Origin of the sequence: Kocuria sp. LUK (assembly GCF_021012935.1) — a bacterium.
GTDB lineage: Bacteria > Actinomycetota > Actinomycetes > Actinomycetales > Micrococcaceae > Kocuria > Kocuria flava.
This window is the reverse complement of sequence record NZ_JAJMZI010000001.1, coordinates 482366-500377: the sequence shown is the minus strand read 5'-3', so window position 1 is coordinate 500377 and position 18012 is coordinate 482366. Positions and strand designations below refer to the sequence as shown.

At 77.1% G+C, this 18012-nt stretch carries 17 protein-coding genes and 4 tRNA genes; 13 read left to right on the top strand and 8 right to left on the bottom strand.

All coding sequences use genetic code 11. The features are described from left to right. Nucleotides 1-84 precede the first annotated feature (84 nt). Nucleotides 85-2118 carry a 1-deoxy-D-xylulose-5-phosphate synthase gene (gene dxs / locus LQU92_RS02315; protein WP_230660401.1) on the top strand — a complete coding sequence of 678 codons (2034 nt, stop codon included), beginning with the start codon at nucleotides 85-87 and terminating at the stop codon, nucleotides 2116-2118. A 99-nt stretch (nucleotides 2119-2217) separates the two neighbouring features. Here dxs and LQU92_RS02310 read toward each other — a convergent pair whose 3' ends face one another. Further along, nucleotides 2218-2712, bottom strand: coding sequence for a Rieske (2Fe-2S) protein (locus LQU92_RS02310; protein WP_230660398.1), 495 nt, complete (start codon nucleotides 2710-2712; stop codon nucleotides 2218-2220). Between the two features lie 207 nt (nucleotides 2713-2919). On the opposite strand from LQU92_RS02310, the gene LQU92_RS02305 reads away from it, so the two are divergent. Continuing rightward, the gene (locus tag LQU92_RS02305; protein ID WP_101852494.1) at nucleotides 2920-3342 is read left to right on the top strand and encodes a hypothetical protein; all 423 of its coding nucleotides are present in this window, start codon (nucleotides 2920-2922) and stop codon (nucleotides 3340-3342) included. Nucleotides 3343-3438: 96 nt separating this feature from the next. Here the strand turns inward: LQU92_RS02305 and LQU92_RS02300 are convergent, their stop codons facing one another. From LQU92_RS02300 to msrB, 3 genes are all read right to left on the bottom strand, one after another. After that, nucleotides 3439-4860, bottom strand: coding sequence for an HRDC domain-containing protein (locus tag LQU92_RS02300; protein WP_374229617.1), 1422 nt, complete (start codon nucleotides 4858-4860; stop codon nucleotides 3439-3441). 59 nt (nucleotides 4861-4919) lie between these two features. Further along, nucleotides 4920-5582 carry a DUF3000 family protein gene (locus LQU92_RS02295; protein WP_058858617.1) on the bottom strand — a complete coding sequence of 221 codons (663 nt, stop codon included), beginning with the start codon at nucleotides 5580-5582 and terminating at the stop codon, nucleotides 4920-4922. A gap of 88 nt (nucleotides 5583-5670) precedes the next feature. Further along, entirely contained in the window at nucleotides 5671-6105 is a 435-nt protein-coding gene (gene msrB, locus LQU92_RS02290; RefSeq protein WP_058858618.1) for a peptide-methionine (R)-S-oxide reductase MsrB, read from the bottom strand. Nucleotides 6106-6249: 144 nt separating this feature from the next. Here msrB and LQU92_RS02285 point away from each other — a divergent pair, with 144 nt between their 5' ends. Continuing rightward, the gene (locus tag LQU92_RS02285; protein ID WP_101852493.1) at nucleotides 6250-7611 is read left to right on the top strand and encodes a S9 family peptidase; all 1362 of its coding nucleotides are present in this window, start codon (nucleotides 6250-6252) and stop codon (nucleotides 7609-7611) included. Here the strand turns inward: LQU92_RS02285 and ybaK are convergent. From ybaK to LQU92_RS02270, 3 genes are read right to left on the bottom strand one after another with little or no spacing between them, the layout of a single operon-like run. Further along, nucleotides 7602-8090, bottom strand: coding sequence for a Cys-tRNA(Pro) deacylase (gene ybaK, locus LQU92_RS02280; RefSeq protein ID WP_180814690.1), 489 nt, complete (start codon nucleotides 8088-8090; stop codon nucleotides 7602-7604). The two genes, LQU92_RS02285 and ybaK, sit on opposite strands and share 10 nt — an antisense overlap. Before the next feature lie 5 nt (nucleotides 8091-8095). Next, nucleotides 8096-8551: a SufE family protein gene (locus LQU92_RS02275; protein ID WP_230660395.1), complete on the bottom strand. Its 456-nt coding sequence runs from the start codon at nucleotides 8549-8551 to the stop codon at nucleotides 8096-8098. Next, nucleotides 8548-9456: a sulfurtransferase gene (locus LQU92_RS02270; protein ID WP_101852492.1), complete on the bottom strand. Its 909-nt coding sequence runs from the start codon at nucleotides 9454-9456 to the stop codon at nucleotides 8548-8550. Before LQU92_RS02270 ends, LQU92_RS02275 begins: the two co-directional genes overlap by 4 nt. A 251-nt stretch (nucleotides 9457-9707) precedes the next feature. Here LQU92_RS02270 and zapE point away from each other — a divergent pair, with 251 nt between their 5' ends. After that, nucleotides 9708-10760: a cell division protein ZapE gene (gene zapE, locus LQU92_RS02265; RefSeq protein ID WP_230660392.1), complete on the top strand. Its 1053-nt coding sequence runs from the start codon at nucleotides 9708-9710 to the stop codon at nucleotides 10758-10760. A 174-nt stretch (nucleotides 10761-10934) separates the two neighbouring features. Here the strand turns inward: zapE and LQU92_RS02260 are convergent. Further along, nucleotides 10935-11006, bottom strand: a tRNA-Val gene (locus tag LQU92_RS02260). Between the two features lie 383 nt (nucleotides 11007-11389). On the opposite strand from LQU92_RS02260, the gene LQU92_RS02255 reads away from it, so the two are divergent. The 9 genes from LQU92_RS02255 to ribD all read left to right on the top strand — a co-directional run bounded on the left by LQU92_RS02255 (nucleotide 11390) and on the right by ribD (nucleotide 17994). Beyond that, a tRNA-Gly gene (locus LQU92_RS02255) sits at nucleotides 11390-11462 on the top strand. Between the two features lie 61 nt (nucleotides 11463-11523). Next, nucleotides 11524-11594 (top strand) — tRNA-Cys (locus LQU92_RS02250). A gap of 52 nt (nucleotides 11595-11646) precedes the next feature. Then, a tRNA-Val gene (locus tag LQU92_RS02245) sits at nucleotides 11647-11718 on the top strand. Nucleotides 11719-11853: 135 nt separating this feature from the next. Further along, a complete protein-coding gene (locus LQU92_RS02240) occupies nucleotides 11854-12714 on the top strand; it encodes a cytochrome (protein WP_101852490.1) in 861 nt (286 codons plus the stop codon). 65 nt (nucleotides 12715-12779) lie between these two features. Continuing rightward, on the top strand, nucleotides 12780-13379 hold the full coding sequence (gene def / locus LQU92_RS02235; RefSeq protein WP_230660389.1) for a peptide deformylase: 600 nt from the start codon (nucleotides 12780-12782) through the stop codon (nucleotides 13377-13379). Between the two features lie 38 nt (nucleotides 13380-13417). Then, a complete protein-coding gene (gene fmt / locus LQU92_RS02230) occupies nucleotides 13418-14338 on the top strand; it encodes a methionyl-tRNA formyltransferase (RefSeq protein ID WP_101852488.1) in 921 nt (306 codons plus the stop codon). Beyond that, nucleotides 14335-15912, top strand: coding sequence for an RsmB/NOP family class I SAM-dependent RNA methyltransferase (locus LQU92_RS02225; protein ID WP_230660386.1), 1578 nt, complete (start codon nucleotides 14335-14337; stop codon nucleotides 15910-15912). Before fmt ends, LQU92_RS02225 begins: the two co-directional genes overlap by 4 nt. A gap of 34 nt (nucleotides 15913-15946) precedes the next feature. Next, nucleotides 15947-16612: a ribulose-phosphate 3-epimerase gene (gene rpe / locus LQU92_RS02220; RefSeq protein WP_101852486.1), complete on the top strand. Its 666-nt coding sequence runs from the start codon at nucleotides 15947-15949 to the stop codon at nucleotides 16610-16612. Nucleotides 16613-16935: 323 nt separating this feature from the next. Further along, a complete protein-coding gene (ribD, locus tag LQU92_RS02215) occupies nucleotides 16936-17994 on the top strand; it encodes a bifunctional diaminohydroxyphosphoribosylaminopyrimidine deaminase/5-amino-6-(5-phosphoribosylamino)uracil reductase RibD (RefSeq protein WP_058858627.1) in 1059 nt (352 codons plus the stop codon). Nucleotides 17995-18012: the final 18 nt, after the last annotated feature.

Below are 18012 nucleotides of genomic sequence, written 5' to 3'. Positions count from 1 at the left end.
GGGCGAGCGAGTAGGATCGGGGGACGCGCCGCCCCGGAGGACCCCGGGGGGCGGGCAACGAGCGCCGAGCAGAGCGGAGGAAGCATGAGCGTGCTGGAGCGGGTCTCCGGACCGGAGGACCTCGCGGGGCTGAGCCGTGCCGAGCTGACGGAGCTCGCGGCGGAGATCCGCGACTTCCTCGTCACCCACGTCTCCGCCACCGGCGGGCACCTGGGCCCGAACCTCGGCGTGGTCGAGCTGACCGTCGCGGTGCACCGGGTCTTCGACTCGCCGCGCGACTCGATCGTCTTCGACACCGGCCACCAGTCCTACGTGCACAAGCTGCTCACGGGCCGGAAGGACTTCTCCACCCTGCGCCAGCAGGGCGGGCTCGCCGGCTACCCCGACCGCGGGGAGTCCGTGCACGACATCGTGGAGTCCTCCCACGCGTCCTCCTCCCTGTCCTGGGCCGACGGGATCTCGCGCGGCTACGCAATGACGGGTCAGGACGACCGCCACACCGTGGTCGTCGTCGGCGACGGCGCCCTGACGGGCGGCATGGCCTGGGAGGCCGTGAACAACATCGCCTCCGACCGGCGCCGGAAGGTCGTGATCGTCGTCAACGACAACGGCCGCTCCTACGCGCCGACCGTCGGCGGCTTCGCCAACCACCTCGCCGAGCTGCAGGCCAGCGTCCAGCAGGGGGTGGACGCGGTGCGCACCGACCGCCGCTACGAGCAGACCCTCGAGTCGGTCAAGCGGCTGCTCGCCTCCTCCGGGCCCCTGGGCGAGATGGTCTACCGCGGGCTGCACGGGATGAAGCAGGGGATCAAGGACGTCGTGGTGCCCCAGGGCATCTTCGAGGACCTCGGCATGAAGTACGTGGGCCCGGTCGACGGCCACGACCTCGAGGCCCTCGAGCAGGCGCTGTCCAACGCGAAGAACTTCGGCGGGCCCGTGATCGTGCACGCCATCACCGAGAAGGGCCACGGCTACGGCCCGGCGACCGCCCACGTGGACGACCAGTTCCACGCGGTGGGCGTGATCGACCCGGTGACCGGGCGCTCGACCGCCACCAGCTCCGAGCGCAGCTGGACGGCCGTGTTCCGCGACGAGATCGCCCGCATCGCCGACGAGCGCGAGGACGTCGTGGGCATCACCGGCGCGATGCTCATCCCCGTGGGGCTGCAGAAGATGCAGGCCGCCCACCCGGAGCGCGTGGTCGACGTCGGCATCGCCGAGCAGCACGCGATCGCCATGGCCGCCGGGATGGCCTACGGCGGCCTGCACCCCGTCGTGGCCCTCTACGCGACCTTCCTCAACCGCGGCTTCGACCAGCTGCTGATGGACGTCGCCCTGCACCGGGCCGGGGTCACCGTGGTCCTCGACCGGGCCGGGGTCACCGGTCCCGACGGCCCCAGCCACCACGGGATGTGGGACCTGGCGCTGCTGCAGATCGTGCCCGGGCTGCACCTGGCCGCCCCGCGCGACGAGCCCACCCTCGTGGAGGAGCTGCGCGAGGCCGTGGCCGTCGACGACGCCCCCACGGTGGTGCGCTACCCGAAGGGCTCCGTCGGCGCGCCCGTCCCCGCCCTCGAGCGCCTCGGGGACGGCGTGGACGTGCTCGCCCGGCGCGGGGCCGAGAGCACCGCGCCCGGCGCCCGACGCGACGTCCTGCTGGTGTCGGTCGGGGCGATGAGCGGGCTGGTCCTCGACGTCGCCGACCGGCTCGAGGCCCACGGCGTCTCCTCGACCGTGGTCGACCCCCGGTGGGTGCTGCCCGTGCCGGGCGCCGTGCTCGAGCTCGCCGCGCAGCACCGGATCGTCGTCGTCGTCGAGGACGGCGTGCGCGCCGGGGGCATCGGCTCCCGGATCCGCCAGGAGATGCGCGCGGCGGGCGTGGACACCGCCCTCAACGAGGTGGGCCTGCCCACCGAGTTCCTCGCCCACGGCTCCCGCGCCCAGGTCCTCGAGCGCGTGGGGCTCACCGCCCGGCGCGTCGCCCAGGACACGCTCGCCTCCGTGCTCGGCACCCGGGTGCCGTACGCCCGCTCCGCCGGCCCGGACACCGGGGCCGGGCCGGTCGTGCCCGGCCGGCAGGACGTGGCCGACGACGCCCGCCTGCGCCACCGCGGCTGAGCGCACGGCCCCGGCCCGGGCACCGGGGCGCCCCCGGCCGGCAGCGGCCCGCGGCGGGTCCCCCGTGCGCGCTCCCGGCCCCGGACGACGGCGGCCGGCTCACCCCTCCAGGAGGATCCGGCCGCCCTCCACGCGGACGTCGCGGGGCTCGAGCCCGGTCTCGGCGGGCCCGGCGAGAACCTCCCCGGTGGCCAGGTCGAAGCGCGAGTCGTGGCACGGGCAGACGTAGGCGCCGTCGCGCGGGGCGACCGTGCACCCCTGGTGCGGGCACACGGGGGAGTAGGCCACCACCGTCCCCTCCGCCGGGCGTCCGACGACGGCCTGCACCCCGTCGCGGTCCACCCTCAGGCCCGAGCCGACGGGCAGGTCCTCCAGCGCCCCGGCGTCGACCGTGCCGGCCGCGCCCTGCGGCTCGTCCCCGCCGCCGCACGCGGTCAGCGCCGCACCGGCGGCCAGCCCGGTCGCCCCGAGCACGAGGCGCCGCGACGGCCCGGAGCCCGCGCCCGGCGGCGCCCCCGGCGGTGCGGGGTGCGGCGCGGCCCCGGGCGGCAGCGCGGTCGGGGGGTTCGGCGGGGGCGCGGGCTGCTGGTGCACGGGGATCTCCTGGGCGAGGGGACGGGTCCGGCGCCAGTCTAGGCGGGCCGGCCGGCCCCCGCCCGGCCGGGGTGCCGGCGTCCGCGGCGGTGATCGCCCACAGCGGAGCACCCGCCGGGGCGGTGTCGGGACGCGGGAGGTCGTCAGTAGGATGACGACCACAGCACACGGTCCGGGACCCGCCCGGACGGACGGAAGGACACCACCATGATCAAGCGCCTCATCTTCGCGACGGGCTTCGGCGTCGGCTTCGTGGTCGGCTCGGCCTCGGGTCGCAAGAGCTACGAGACCCTCAAGGCCAACGCCCTGCGCACGTGGCAGGACCCCAAGGTCCAGGAGAAGGTCTCCGAGGGCACCGACTGGGTCAAGGCCGAGGTTCCCGTCGTCGGCGAGAAGCTGGCCGACGGTGCCAAGAAGGCCGCCGGCACGGTCGGGGCGAAGGCCTCCGACGCCTCGGCGACCGTCAGGGACAAGGTCACCGGGGGCTCCGGTGACGGGGGCGGGACCCCGGCCGGCGGCACCGGCGCCTCGAGCGACTACGCCGACCTGCGCGCGGCGGAGCCGGTGACCCCCGAGTCCCCGATGTCCCCGGCCGAGCCCCGTCCCGCCGAGGGCGGGCCCGGGCACTGACCGGTCCGGCGACGGGCCCGACCCGCCGCGCACGAGGGCCCCGGCCGGACGGCCGGGGCCCTCGTGCGCCCGGTCGCCGGAGCGCTCCGCGCCGGCTCAGCCGGCGCTCCGGTCCTCTCCGGACCGGCCCTCCGGCCCGTGGCCGGGATCGGCGTCGGCGGTCCCGTCGGCGTCCGCGCCGCCGAGCCCGGGGTCCGCGTGCTCCGTGTGGTGGGCTGCGGTCTCCCGCTCGGCCCGCTTGCGGGCCCGCAGCTCCCGCCAGGCCGCGGCCAGCGCGGGCGCGGTGAGCTCGACCTGCCACGGCCGGGCCCCGAGGGCGGTGAGCCGGTCCGCGACGGCCTGGTCGGAGGTGCTGCGCGGCGGCTGCCAGCACAGTCGCCGCAGGTGCTCCGGGGTCAGGAGGTTCTCCGTGGGCAGCCCGTGCTCCTCGGCCAGCCGCGCCACGATCGGCTTGAGGGCCTTCAGCCGGGCGGCCGCCTCGGGCCGCTTGGCCTCCCAGGCCTTCACCGGCGGCAGGGCCTCCGAGCGGACGGTGAAGGGCACGAGCTCGGTGGCCCGCCGGGCCTCGTCGACCGCGCGCACCCAGCGGGGGCCCTCGCGGGCGGCCAGCCGCCCGTGGAAGCCGGGGGTCGCCAGCAGCTGCGGGACCGTGCGCGGCATCGCCTGCGCGGCGGCCACGAGCGCCGCGTCGGGCAGCAGCCGGCCGGGGGAGAGGTCCTTGTGCTGGGCGAGCTTCTCGCGCTCCTCCCACAGGTTGCGCAGCGCGGTGAGCTGGCGGCGGCCCTTGACCTTCGTGATCCCGGAGGTCCGCCGCCACGGGTCCTTGCGCGGGGGCGCCGGCGGCGCGGTGCGCACCGCCTCGAACTCCTGCAGCGCCCACTCGAGCTTGCCGCCCTCCCGCAGCACGTCCTCGAGGGCCCAGCGCAGCTGGATGAGCATCTCCACGTCGAGCGCGGCGTAGTTGAGCCAGTCCGTCGGCAGCGGCCGCCGCGACCAGTCCACCGCGGAGTGCTCCTTGGCGAGGGTGTAGCCCAGCAGCTCCTCGGTCATCGCCGCGAGCCCGACCCGGCGCAGCCCGGCGATCCGCCCGCCCAGCTCGGTGTCGAACAGCGCGTCCGGGTGCATGTCCAGCGCCCGCAGGGAGGGCAGGTCCTGGGTGGCCGCGTGCAGGACCCACTCCACGCCCGAGAGCGCCTCCCCGAGCACGGCCAGCGAGCCGGTGGCCTCCGGGTCGATCAGCAGCGTCCCGACGCCCTCGCGGCGCAGCTGCACGAGGAAGGCCCGCTGGCCGTAGCGGAACCCGGAGGCCCGCTCGGTGTCGATGGCGGCCGGGCCGGTGCCCGCGGCGACCGCGGCCGCGGCCCGCTCGAGCCCGGCGGCGGTCCCGATCACGGGCGGGATGCCGTCGAACGGCGCGGACAGGTGCACGCTGTCGGGGATCGCGTAGTCCTCGAAGCCGGCGACCACGGGGGTCGCGGGGTTCTCGGTCGCGGCGGATCGGGCGGCTGGCTCGGTCACGGGGTCGTCTTCGATTCTGTCTCGGCCCCGGGGCGGGGCGCGGTCGGTCGGGGTGGTCCTCAGCGGCGCGGGTGCAGCACGGTCACGCCCTGCGGGTAGGGCGGCAGGCCGGCGAAGGTGCAGACCGTGTCCGCCCAGGCCGCCAGGTGGGGCTCCACGTCGGGGCCGTCGGGCGTCCACGCCGCGCGCAGCTCGACGTCGGCGCCCTCCTCCTGGTCGCCCAGCACCCCGAAGCCCTCCGCGAGGACCCGGGACGCGGTGCCGCCCTCCCGAGAATATCCGGCCCGGTGCCGCTCGAGCGCCTCGAGCAGCCAGGCCCACGCGAGCGCGCCCGTGCCCGCGTCCCGGCCGACCTCCCGGGCGACCGCCGCGCGGGCCCAGGTCACGACCCGGAAGGCCCCGCCCCAGGCCGGGGGCTCGGCGGGGTCGTGGAGCAGCACGAAGCGCCCGGTGGCCAGCTCGTCGCCGGCCGCACCGCCCGAGCGGCCACCGGCCACGAGGACGTCCGCGGCCGGACCGGAGCGGCGGCCCGCGGCCGGCGCGGCGACGACGCCCGCGACCCGGCGGACGTCGGCCCGCACGGCCACCGCGAACGGGGCGAGGTGGCCGGGGGCGGGGATCTCGGTGAGCTCGATGCCGTCCCGCGGGTGCGCCCGGCGCAGATGGGCGAGGGCGGCCCGGAAGTCCTGGGGCACCTGCGACAGGCCGTTGTCCGCACTCACACTGGCAGGGTAGGCGCTGGCCCGCCCGCGCGGGCCGTGCCACGCCGCCCGCCCCGCGGCGCGGCGGGTCCGGCCGGCGGCGGGGCCGTCAGGACTGCGCGGGCACGAGGCGGACGGAGACCGAGTTGATGCAGTAGCGCAGGTCGGTGGGCGTGGGGAAGCCCTCGCCGCCGAAGACGTGCCCGAGGTGGGAGTCGCAGGCCGCGCACCGGACCTCGACGCGCTCGGCGCCCAGGCTCGTGTCCTTGAGGTAGCGCACCCTGTCCTCCGCGAGCGGGGCCCAGAACGAGGGCCAGCCGCAGTGGGCGTCGAACTTCGTGTCCGAGCGGAACAGCTCGGCCCCGCAGGCCCGGCAGCCGTAGACGCCCTCGGTCGTGGTGTTCCAGTACTCGCCGGTGAAGGGCCGCTCCGTCCCGGCCTCCCGGAGGACGTGGAACTCCTCGGGGGTCAGGACCGCGCGCCAGTCCTGCTCGGTGCGGGGGGCTTCCCCGGCGGCCTCGCCGGGGCGGGTGGTCTCGGTCATGGCGTCCTCCTGGGTCGGGTGCTGGCTCCCGGTCCGGTCCCCGCGGGGCTCCGCGGCCGGCGGGCCGGGCCGTCCGCAGGGACAACGACGTGCCGGGCGGGGTTATGCCCGGGCCCCGGCGGGCGCCCGTGGAAGACTGGGGACATGCTCCGTCGACTCCTGCCGCCCGCCGCCCCCGATCCCGAGCCGGCCGCGCAGTGGGCCCGGGGAGCGGTGGTCGGCGCCGCGGCGACCGTCGGCGCGGCCTCGCTGACGTTCGGGCTCTCCAGCGCCGCCGCGGCCTACTTCGCCCGGCAGGTCGTGGTGCCCCCGCGCTACCGCTCCGAGGACCTGCCCGTGCTGGGCACGTCCCGCACGGGGGAGGAGGGCGAGCCCGGCGCCGAGACGGTCGTGCGGCTGCCGGCCACCGTGGACACGACCGTGGAGGGCACCTACAGCCTGCGCTTCGACGCCGGCCGCGGCCACGCCCGGATCGGGGCCATCCGCTCCTGGTCGCCCGCGGAGGGCACGGTCACCCGCGTCGTCGAGGAGGTCTACTCGGGCGACCTGTCCCGGGCGAGCCGGGGCTTCTGGTCCGGGACCGTCTACCCCGACCCGGGGGCCGCCGGCCTGCCGTACGAGGAGGTCGAGATCCCCATCGAGGTCGGCCCGGCCCCGTGCTGGGTCGTGCCCGCCCACGGCGGTCCCACCCCGGCGGGGGAGCGGCCCCGGATGCTGCCCGGCCCGTGGGCGATCATGGTCCACGGCCGCGGCGCCAGCCGCATGGAGACGATCCGGGCCGTGCCCACGGCCCGCGCCCTCGGGCTGACCTCGCTGCTGATCTCCTACCGCAACGACCGGGAGGCCCCGCCCACCCACGACTTCCGCTACGGCCTCGGGTTCACCGAGTGGAAGGACGTCCAGACGGCGATCAGCTACGCGAAGTCCCGGGGGGCGACCCAGATCGTGCTCTTCGGCTGGTCGATGGGCGGGGCGATCGCGCTGCAGACGGCCGACCTGACGTTCTACCGGGACGACATCGCCGCCCTCGTGCTCACCGGCCCGGTCGTGGACTGGTTCGAGCTCATCGCCCACCACTCCCGCACCCGGCGGATCCCCTCCGGGATCGGGCGGCTGGCCACGAACCTGATCTCCCACCCCGCCGGCCGGATGCTCACCGGGCTGGCGGCCCCGGTGGACCTCAAGGCCCTGGACTGGCTCTCCCGCGCCCAGCACCTGCGCACCCGCACCCTGGTGCTGCACTCGGTCGACGACGAGTTCGTGCCCGCGGCCGGCTCCCGCCGGCTCGCCGAGCTCAGCCCGCTGGTCGACTTCGTGCCCTTCACCCGGGCCCGGCACACCAAGGAGTGGAACGTGGACCCGCGCCGCTGGGAGGACGCGGTGCGCTCCTGGCTGCCGCAGCGGCTGGCCGAGCACGCGCGCACGACCGGGCCCGCGCCCGGCACCGCCGCCGGTGCGGGCAGCACCGCGGCCGAGGGTGCGGCGGGCGCGGGCGCTCAGGCCTGAAGCGCCGCGGTCCGGCCGCCGGTCAGCCGCAGCAGGTCGGCGGGGGCGAGCTCGACGTCGAGGCCCCGCCGTCCGCCGGAGACCAGCACGGTCTCCCACGCGAGCGCCGAGTCGTCGAGCAGCAGCGGTGCGGGCGTGCGCTGGCCCAGCGGCGAGATCCCGCCGACCACGTAGCCGGTGCGCCGCTCCGCCGCCCGCGGCTCGGCCAGGGCCGCGCGCTTCCACCCCAGTGCCGCCGCGGCCGCCCGCAGGGACAGCCGGGCGGAGACGGGCACGACCGCGACCGCCCAGTCCCGGTCGTGGACGACCATCAGCGTCTTGAGCACCTGGCCCGGGTCGCGGCCCAGGGCGGCGGCGGCCTCCGCGCCGAAGGACGCCGCGCCCGGGTCGTGGTCGTAGGGGTGCAGCACGTGGGCCACCCCCGCGTCCTCGAGCACGGCCACCGCGGCGGTGGGTCCCGTCCGGCCGCGCCCGGCCACGGCGCTCAGCCCTCCTGGAGCTCGCGGACCCGGCGCTTGATCCGGGCGAGCATCGCGGACATCCCCCGCATCCGCAGGGGCGAGACGAGCTGGGTGAGCCCGAAGCGCTCCGGCAGGTCGTCGGGGACCGCCAGGACCTCCCGGGCGGGCAGCCCGTCGAGGCCCTCGTGCAGGATCGAGGCGAAGCCGCGGGTCGTCGGGGCCTCCGCGGGCGCTGAGAAGAACAGCCGCACGGGGGTCTCCGGGCCCGGGGCGGCGTCCTCGGCCCACTCGACGGCCAGGAACAGGGGGGACTGGCACTCCACGACCTGCTCGAGCTCCTCGGGGTGCTCGCCCAGCCGCTCCGGCAGCGCCGGCAGCGACCGGGAGAACTCGAGCAGCAGCTGCAGCTTGTCCTCCTGCGGCACGGCCGTGAAGTCCTCGACCAGCTCCTCGAGCTGGGCCGGCAGCGCCGCGCTCACGCCCCGGCCCCCGGGGCCTCGCCGCGCTCCTCGCCCAGCACGATCGGCACGCGCACCGAGTTGCCCCACTCCGTCCAGGACCCGTCGTAGTTGCGGACCTTCTCGAACCCCAGCAGGTACTTGAGCACGAACCACGTGTGCGAGGAGCGCTCGCCGATGCGGCAGTAGGCGATGACGTCGTCGTCGTCGCTCAGCCCCGCCTCGTCGCGGTAGACGGCCTCGAGCTCGGCCCGCGGGCGGAACCGCCCGTCCTCGGCCGCCGCCCGGGCCCACGGCACGGACGCGGCGGTGGGGATGTGCCCGCCGCGCAGGGTGCCCTCCTGCGGGTAGTCGGGCATGTGGGTGCGCTCGCCCGTGTACTCGGGCAGCGAGCGCACGTCGATCAGCGGGCCCCGCCCGAGGTGGGCGAGCACGTCCTCCTGGTAGGCCCGGCCCCGGGCGTCCTCGCGCTCGACGACGGGGTAGTCGGCGCGCGGGCGCTCGACCTTCTCGGTGGACAGCTCGCGGCCCTCGGCGACCCACTTGTCGCGCCCGCCGTTCATCAGGCGCACGTCGGGGTGGCCGAAGAGCTCGAAGACCCACAGCGCGTAGGCGGCCCACCAGTTGGACTTGTCGCCGTAGACCACCACGGTCGTGTCGCGGGAGATGCCCTTGCGCGACATCAGCTCCGCGAAGCCGGCGCCGTCCACGTAGTCGCGGGTGTCGGGACGGTTGAGGTCGGTGTGCCAGTCGACCTTGACGGCACCGGGCACGTGGCCGGTCTCGTAGAGCAGCACGTCCTCGTCGGACTCGACGACGACCACGCCGGGGTCGTCCAGGTGGTCGGCGACCCACTGGGTCGACACCAGCTTCTCGGGGTGCGCGTACTGCGCGAACTCGTCGTTGTTCTCCACGGCAACGCCCATGGTGGTTCCTTCCGGGTCGGGAGCGGGGGACCCTCGCGGGCCAGGTCTGCCCCCAGCTTAGGGGCCGGGACCGGCAGGTGCGCCCCGCCCCGGCGCGGCTCCCCGTCCCGGCTCCCCGTCCCGGCCCCGCGCCCCGGCCCCGCACCGCGGCCGGGGCGCGGCGGATAGGATCGCGGGAGCACCGTCGTGCGCCCGCCGGCGCGCGGACCGCCCACCGAACCGCCGCTCCCGGCGGACAGAGAGGTCGCCCCTTGAGCACCGAGACCGTCCACCTCACCGACCGCCGCCCGCACGTGTCGGCGGATGAACTGCTGGCGGGCTTCCGGCCGTCGGAGCGCTTCGGGGAGGTCTCCTTCGACACCTACCGGCCCGACCCGCAGCAGCCCTCGCAGGCGCGGGCCGTGGAGGAGCTGCGCCGGTTCGCGGACTCGGTGGGCCGGGACGGGGGCGGCGGCTTCCTCGCCCGTCTCTTCGGGGGCGGGTCCCGGACGGACGTGCGCCAGGGCATCTACCTCGACGGCGGCTTCGGCGTGGGCAAGACCCACCTGCTCGCCTCCCTGTGGCACGCCGTGCCCGGGCCCAAGGCCTTCGGCACGTTCGTGGAGTACACCAACCTCGTGGGCGCCCTGACCTTCCGCAAGGCCGTCGACGCGCTGAGCTCCTACACGCTCGTGTGCATCGACGAGTTCGAGCTCGACGACCCGGGGGACACCGTGCTGATGTCCCGGCTGATGCGGGAGCTCTCCGACGCCGGGGTGCGGATCGCGGCCACCTCCAACACCCTGCCGGGCTCCCTGGGCGAGGGCCGCTTCGCCGCCCAGGACTTCCAGCGCGAGATCCAGGTCCTCGCCGACCAGTTCGAGGTGCTGCGCATCGACGGCGAGGACTTCCGCCACCGCGGGCTGCCGCAGGCCCCGGCCCCGCTCGCGGACGTGGAGCTCGAGGCGGTGGTCGAGCAGCGCTTCGGGGGCCGGGTCGTGGCCGCCGACGCGTTCGCGGACCTCGTCGAGCACCTCTCGCACGTCCACCCCTCCCGCTACCGCAAGCTCATCGAGGGCGTCGACGCGGTGGTCTGGCGCGAGGTGCGCACCATCGAGCAGCAGGCCGTGGCGCTGCGCTTCGTGGTGCTCGCCGACCGTCTCTACGACAAGAACCTGCCGATCATCGCCTCGGGCCGGCCTTTCGACCAGGTCTTCACCCCGGAGATGATGGCCGGCGGCTACCAGAAGAAGTACTACCGGGCCGTCTCCCGGCTCACCGCCCTCGCCCGCGAGGGGATCCTGGGCGACGTCTCGGCCGTGTGAGGCCCCGCCCCGGCGGGGCGTGCCGCGCGGGAGGGCCGTCCGCGGGCACCGGGGGACCCTCGCGAGCACGCGGTCCCCGGTGAGGCCGCAGCGGCACCGGGGCGCGGGGAGCCCGCCCCGGGCACGACGAAGGCCCCGGCTCACGAGGAGCCGGGGCCTTGTCCCTATCTGCCGTGCGCGATACTGGGTTCGAACCAGTGACCTCTTCGGTGTGAACGAAGCGCGCTACCACTGCGCCAATCGCGCTTGCTGCTCCAGAACCATAACGCACATCCGTCGCGGTGGCCAAACGGGACCGGGGCGCGCGCCGGAGGCCGTTCCGTGACCCCCGGAGCGGCCGTCTGCGGGCCCGCCCGGGCGCACGCGCCGGCCCCGATGGAAGCCGGGGCGGCTCCGGCAGGGGGTGACCCGGCCCGGCGCCGGTGGCCCCCGGCGGCCCGTGCCGGGGCGATTTGGCGTTCCGGCGAGCGGTCCCGTACAGTCTTTCCCTGTCAGGAACACGGGTTCCCACCGGGACCGCCGCGAGGCGGGACCACCGGGTGCCGCACAGGGCCGACCACCGGGCGACCGGGAGGAGCAGCTGTGCTAGAGTTCCGAACCGGACGATCGCCGATCGCCCGGACAGACATGCGGACGTAGCTCAGCTGGTAGAGCACCACCTTGCCATGGTGGATGTCGCGGGTTCGACTCCCGTCGTCCGCTCGCTCAGGTCACGGCACCCCGTGCCGTGACCAGCGGCCCCGTCCGCGAGGACGAGGTCCCCGGTGGGGTGGCCGAGTGGTTAGGCAGCGGCCTGCAAAGCCGTCAACGCGGGTTCGAATCCCGTCTCCACCTCGGTGCACACCCACCACGCACCGACGGTTCCCGCGAGGGTGCCGGCGGACAGGCGCGATTGGCGCAGCGGTAGCGCGCTTCCCTGACACGGAAGAGGTCACTGGTTCGATCCCAGTATCGCGCACGAGGGCGAAGGCCCCGGCTCAGCGAGCCGGGGCCTTCGCCGTGCCCGGGGTGCGTCCTGTCCGAGGCGCCCGGTAGCGTGCCGGACGGAGCCCGGGGGACCGGGGCGGCGAGAGCGGGGAAGGCGGCGAGCGGCGTGACACAGCCCAGGCTGGCGGAGCAGACCGAGTACGGCAGGATGTACGCGCGCTCCACCTCGGAGCAGGCCACCGTCCCGTCCATCACCACGGTCATCTCCCGCGCCGCCCACGACCTCGGCGGCTGGTACGGCTACACCGCCGCCCAGGCCGCCGTGCGCGACGACCGGCTGCGCCAGGCCCTCGGCTCGCCCGCGCAGCTGCGCGCCGTGGTCCGCGACGCCGCGAAGGCCGCCGAGCGCCACCGGGACGCCGCCGCCGCCCGCGGCGACCGGGTGCACTCCTACGCCGAGCAGATCGCCCTGCGCGCCATGGGCCGCCCGCACCGGGCCGCCGAGGCCCGCGCGACCCTCGCCGAGCACGGCGAGGAGCGCTTCGCCTCCCGCTTCGACGAGTGGTGGGACCTCTACGCCCCCGAGCCGCTCGCGGTCGAGGTCACCGTGTGGAACTCCACCGTCGGCTACGCCGGCACCCTCGACCTCGTGGCCCGCATCGCCGGGCGCACCTGCCTGATCGACTACAAGACCAAGGGCACCGACCGGGACGGGCGGGTCAAGGCCCTGGACCCCAAGGTCGTCACCCAGCTCGTCGCCGGCCTCAAGGCCGAGGAGCAGCTCGTCGACGCCGAGACCGGCCGGTGGGAGCCCTGGGCCCACGGCGACGCCGACCTGCTGCTGGGCGTCGCGATCGGGGAGACCGAGGTCGTGCCCGTGCAGGCGGTGCCGGCGGTGCTCGAGGCCCACTGGTACAAGTTCTGCGCCCTGCACCGGGTCTGGACGCACGAGACCGCCCTGGCCGCCGCGGGGCCCGCCCTGCGCCCCGTGCCGCCCCCGCCCGTGACCGCCCCGGCCGCCGACTGACGCCCCGGCGTGCCCGGGCGCCGGGCGGCCCGTAGACTCGGGAGGGTCGGAAGCGAGGTCCCTCCATGCCCATCCTGCCCGTCCGCACCATCGGCGACCCCGTCCTGCGCACCCGCGCGCAGGAGGTCACGGTGCACGACGACGCCCTGCGCCGCCTCGTGGCGGACATGCACGAGACGATGCTCGACGTCGGCGGCGTCGGCCTGGCCGCGCCCCAGGTCGGGGTGAGCCTGCGCGTGTTCACGTGGGCGGTCGAGGGCTCGAGCGGCCACGTCGTCAACCCGGTGCTGGAGGTCGGCGAGGAACCCCAGGAGGGCGGGGAGGGCTGCCTGTCCGTGCCCGGGCTCGGCTTCGAGACCCCGCGCCGGAACTGGGCCCGCGTCACGGGCACGGACGTCCACGGCGAGCCCCTGGTCGTCGAGGGCACCGGGCTGCTCGCCCGGCTGCTCCAGCACGAGACCGACCACCTGGACGGGCGCCTCTACGTCGACCGCCTCGAGGGCCCCGCCCGGCGGGAGGCGATGCGCACCCTGCGCGCCGCCGACTACGGCCGGGTCGTGGGCGAGGTCGCGGGGGAGCGGGCCGGGTCCGTCGGCTCCTCCTTCGGGGCCGGCTCCCGCGGTGCCGCCCCGGGACCCCGGCGCGGCGCCGCCTTCGGCGCCTGACCCCGGCCCCACCTCCCCCTGCAGACCCCAGGAGATTCGTGAAGATCCTCTACGCCGGCACGCCCGCCGTGGCCGTGCCGCCCCTCGTCCACCTCGCCGAGCGCCCCGACGCCGAGATCGTCGGCGTGCTCACCCGCACGGACGCCCCCGTGGGCCGGCGCAGGGTGCTCACGCCCTCGCCCGTGGCCCAGGAGGCCGAGCGGCGGGGCCTGCCCGTGCTGAAGGCCAACCGCGTGGACGCCGCGCTGACCGGACGGCTCCGGGAGCTCGGCGCCGACGTCGCCGCGGTGGTCGCCTACGGGGCGCTGGTGCCGCGGGAGGCCCTCGAGGCGCTGCCGCACGGCTGGGTGAACCTGCACTTCTCCCTCCTGCCGCGCTGGCGCGGGGCGGCCCCCGTCCAGCGGGCCCTCATGGCGGGGGAGACGGTCGCGGGGGCGAGCACGTTCCTGCTCGAGACCGGGCTGGACACCGGGCCCGTGATCGCCACCACGACCGACCCGGTGCGCCCGGAGGACACCGCCGGCACCGTCCTGGACCGGCTCTCCCGGACCGCGGCGCCCCTGCTCGCGGACTCGCTGCGGGCCGTGGTCGACGGCACCGCCCGCCCCGAGCCCCAGCACGGGGAGGTCACCCTCGCCCCCAAGCTCACCGGGGAGGACGCCCGCGTGCGCTGGGACGAGCCCGCCGCCGCCGTGGCCGCCCGGGTGCGCGGGGTGAGCCCCGAACCGGGTGCCTGGACCCTCCTGGACGGGCGCCGGCTCAAGCTCGGGCGCGTCGAGCCCCGCCCGGACGAGCACGGCCTGGCCCCCGGCGAGTGCGCCCTGCGCGACGGGTCGGTGCTCGTGGGCACCGGCGCCGGCGCCGTGCGCCTGACCGAGGTGCAGCCGGCCGGGAAGAAGGCCATGGACGCCGCCGCCTGGGCGCGCGGCACGGGCACGGCCGGGGTGGTGCTCGGATGAGCCCCCGCGAGTCGGCACCCGGCGGGAACGACCGCCGCGGGCAGCGGCCCGAGCACGGCGACGGCTCCCGCCGCAACGCCCGCGGCCACGAGCGCAACCGGCGCGGGCTCGCCGAGCGGCAGCGCTCCGCCGCGGCCCCCTCCCGGCGCACCCGCGGCGCGGACCCGGCCCGGCTGGCCGCGTTCGAGACGCTGCGGGCCGTGAGCGCCGAGGGCGCCTACGGCAACCTCGTGCTCCCCGGACGGGTGCGCGCCCACCGGCTCGACCGGCGGGACGCCGCCTTCGCCACCGAGCTGGCCTACGGGGCGCTGCGCCGCCAGGGCACCTGGGACGCGGTCCTGGCCCGGTGCGTGGACCGTCCCCTCGACCGCCTCGACGGCGCGGTCCTCGACGCCCTGCGCCTGGGCGTCCACCAGCTGCTCGCGATGCGCGTGCCCGACCACGCCGCCCTGGACCGCACCGTGGGCCTCGTGCGCGCCGAGATCGGCGCCGGGCCCGGCGGCCTGGTCAACGCCGTCCTGCGCAAGGTCGCGGCCAAGGACCTGGCGGCCTGGACCGCCGAGCTCGAGGCCGAGGCCCCCGACGAGACCGCGCGCCTGGGCCTGCGCCACGCCCACCCGGCGTGGCAGGTCCGCGCCCTGCGCCAGGCGCTCGTGGCCCACGGCCGCGACGCCGGCGAGCTCGAGGCGCTGCTCGAGGCCGACAACGCGCCCCCCGTGGTCAACCTCGTGGCGCTGCCCGGACTGGGCGAGCTGGACGAGGCCCTCGGGGCCGGGGCCCGGGCCGGGGAGCTCGTGCCCGGTTCGGCGCTCAGCAGCGGCGGGGACCTGCACCGGCTCGCCTCCGTGCGCGCCGGCGGCGTCCGCGTCCAGGACGCCGGCTCGCAGCTGGTCGCCCGCGCCCTCGTGGCCGCCGGCGGGGACGTCGCCGCCGGCGAGCGCTGGCTGGACCTGTGCGCCGGGCCCGGCGGGAAGGCCGCCCTGCTGGCCGCGCTCGCCGACGCCCACGGCGCCCGGCTGACCGCCAACGAGGTCGCCCCGCACCGGGCGGAGCTCGTGCGCCGGGCCCTGCGCCCCGTGCCCGCGCGGGCGTGGGAGGTGCGCACGGGCGACGGCCGGGAGGCCGCGGCGCTGCTGGGCGGGCGCCCCGCCGCCGAGGCCGGCTTCGACCGGGTGCTCGTCGACGCCCCGTGCACCGGGCTGGGCGCCCTGCGCCGCCGCCCCGAGTCGCGCTGGCGGCGCACCCCCCGGGACCTCGCCGAGCTGGGGCCGCTCCAGCGGCAGCTGCTGCGGGCCGCGGCCGACGTCACCCGCCCCGGCGGGCTGATCGCCTACGTCACCTGCTCCCCGCACGCGGCCGAGACCCTGGCCGTGGTCGAGGACGTCCTGCGCGAGCGCGCGGACCTCGAGGCGGTCGACGCCCTCGGCCCCGTCCGGGAGGCGGCCCTGCCCGGGGCCCTCGAGGGCGAGCGCGACCCGGGCCTGTCCCGGGACGGCGGTCCCGCCACCGTCCAGCTGTGGCCCCACGTCCACGGCACCGACGCCATGTTCCTGGCCCTGCTGCGCAGGCGCTGACCGCACCCCGACCGACCGAATCCCAGGAGCTCCCGTGCCCCGGACCTGCATCCACCCCTCCCTGCTCTCCGCCGACTTCGCCAACCTCGAGACGGAGCTGCGCCGGATCGGCACCGCCGACGCCGTGCACGTGGACGTCATGGACAACCACTTCGTCCCCAACCTCACCCTGGGGCTGCCGGTGGTGGAGCGCATCCAGGCCGTCAGCGCGGTCCCGCTGGACATCCACCTCATGATCGAGGACGCCGACCGGTGGGCCCCCGCCTACGCCGAGCTCGGCTGCGAGTCGGTGACCTTCCACGCCGAGGCCGCCCGCGCCCCGCTCAAGCTCGCCCGCGACCTGCGCGCCCACGGCGCCCGCGCCGGGATGGCCCTGCGCCCGGCCACGCCCGTGGAGCCCTACCTCGACCTGCTCCCCGAGCTGGACATGCTGCTGGTCATGACGGTCGAGCCGGGCTTCGGCGGCCAGGCGTTCCTCGAGGTGACGCTGCCGAAGATCCGCCGGGCCGCCGAGGCGATCCGCGCCGGGGGCGGGCAGGTCGCGCTGCAGGTCGACGGCGGGATCACCGAGGAGACCATCGTGCGCGCCGCCGAGGCCGGTGCGGACACCTTCGTGGCCGGCTCGGCCGTCTACGGCACGGGGGACCCCGAGGCGGCGATCGCCGCCCTGCGCGGGGCCGCCCGCGCGGCCCGGGGCTGAGCGGTCGGCGCCACCCCGCGGGGCGGGCGGCGCCGGTCCCGCGTGGGCTGTGCCATAATCGGGGGCAACAACGTGTTCCGGGGTCGGTGCAAGTCCGAACCGGCGGTCACAGTCCGCGAACCGGACACCGTGCACCGGCAGGCGCCCGCCGCCCGCCGGGAGCGGTGCCCGGCCGAACCGGTGGAACTCCGGTACCGACAGTCACAGTCTGGATGGAAGGCAGCACGTTCGACGCCCCCTGCCGGCGCGCCCACGCGGACGCCCGGGAGCCCGGCGCCGTCGTCCTGCCCCCCGGTCGGAGACCCGGGGAAGGACGGCGGGAGATGCACCCCCAGCGCGACCACGGCGGCGACGCCGAGCGCGCGGCCATGCGGGCCGCGCTGCACGCGGCCGCCCGCGGCCCGCGCGGCGCGAACCCGCTCGTGGGCGCGGTCCTCGTGGACGCCTCCGGCCGGATCCTGCACGAGGGCCACCACCGCGGCGCCGGCACCCCCCACGCCGAGGTCGACGTCCTGCAGCGCGCCGCCGCCGCCGGCACGGACCTGCGCGGCACCACCATGTACGTCTCCCTGGAGCCCTGCGACCACTGGGGCCGGACCGGCCCGTGCTCCCGGGCGATCGTGGCCGCCGGGGTGCCCCGCGTCGTCTACGGCGCCCCCGACCGCACCACCGCCGCCGCCGGCGGGGCGCGCACCATGCGCGCAGCCGGGGTCGAGGTCCGCCCCGGCCCGCTGGCCGACGAGGCCGAGGCCCTCAACGACCGGTGGGCCGAGACGATGCGCGCCCAGCGCCCCTTCGTGACCCTCAAGGTCGCCCAGTCCCTCGACGCCCGGATCGCCGCCGCCGACGGCACCAGCCAGTGGATCACCTCGTCCTCGGCCCGCGAGCACGGCCACGACCTGCGCGCCCTGGCCGACGCCGTGCTCGTGGGCACCGGCACCGTCCTGGCCGACGACCCCCGCCTGACCGCCCGCACGGGCGAGGGCGCCGTGCCCGCCCGCCAGCCGCTGCGCGTGGCCATGGGCCTGCGCCCCGTGCCCGAGCGGGCGCGCGTCCGGGGCGACGACGGGCTGTTCCGCCAGGTGCTCACCCACGACCCGCACGCCGCGCTGGCGGAGCTCTACGACGCCGGCGTCCGCCACGTGCTCGTCGAGGGCGGGGCCGGGGTCGCCGCGGCGTTCCTGCGCGCCGACCTCGTCGACGAGCTCGCCCTCTACCAGGCCCCGCTGCTGCTGGGCGCCGGCCGGCCGGCCTTCGAGGACCTCGGCGTCGGCACGCTCGCCGACGCCTCCCGCTGGCGCCTGGACCCGGCCGGGGGCGGACCCGTGCGCCGCCTGGGCCCCGACCTGTGGCTGCACCTGCGGCCGGCCCCGGCGTGCTGAGCGCGCCGCGGCTCCCCG

Coding starts and splice junctions, on each gene's coding strand:
- def (WP_230660389.1), top strand. CDS start 12,780: ATGCCCATCCTGCCCGTCCGCACCATCGGCGACCCCGTCCTGCGCACC.
- LQU92_RS02225 (WP_230660386.1), top strand. CDS start 14,335: ATGAGCCCCCGCGAGTCGGCACCCGGCGGGAACGACCGCCGCGGGCAG.
- LQU92_RS02305 (WP_101852494.1), top strand. CDS start 2,920: ATGATCAAGCGCCTCATCTTCGCGACGGGCTTCGGCGTCGGCTTCGTG.
- dxs (WP_230660401.1), top strand. CDS start 85: ATGAGCGTGCTGGAGCGGGTCTCCGGACCGGAGGACCTCGCGGGGCTG.
- LQU92_RS02270 (WP_101852492.1), bottom strand. CDS start 9,456: ATGGGCGTTGCCGTGGAGAACAACGACGAGTTCGCGCAGTACGCGCAC.
- LQU92_RS02285 (WP_101852493.1), top strand. CDS start 6,250: ATGCTCCGTCGACTCCTGCCGCCCGCCGCCCCCGATCCCGAGCCGGCC.
- ribD (WP_058858627.1), top strand. CDS start 16,936: ATGCACCCCCAGCGCGACCACGGCGGCGACGCCGAGCGCGCGGCCATG.
- msrB (WP_058858618.1), bottom strand. CDS start 6,105: ATGACCGAGACCACCCGCCCCGGCGAGGCCGCCGGGGAAGCCCCCCGC.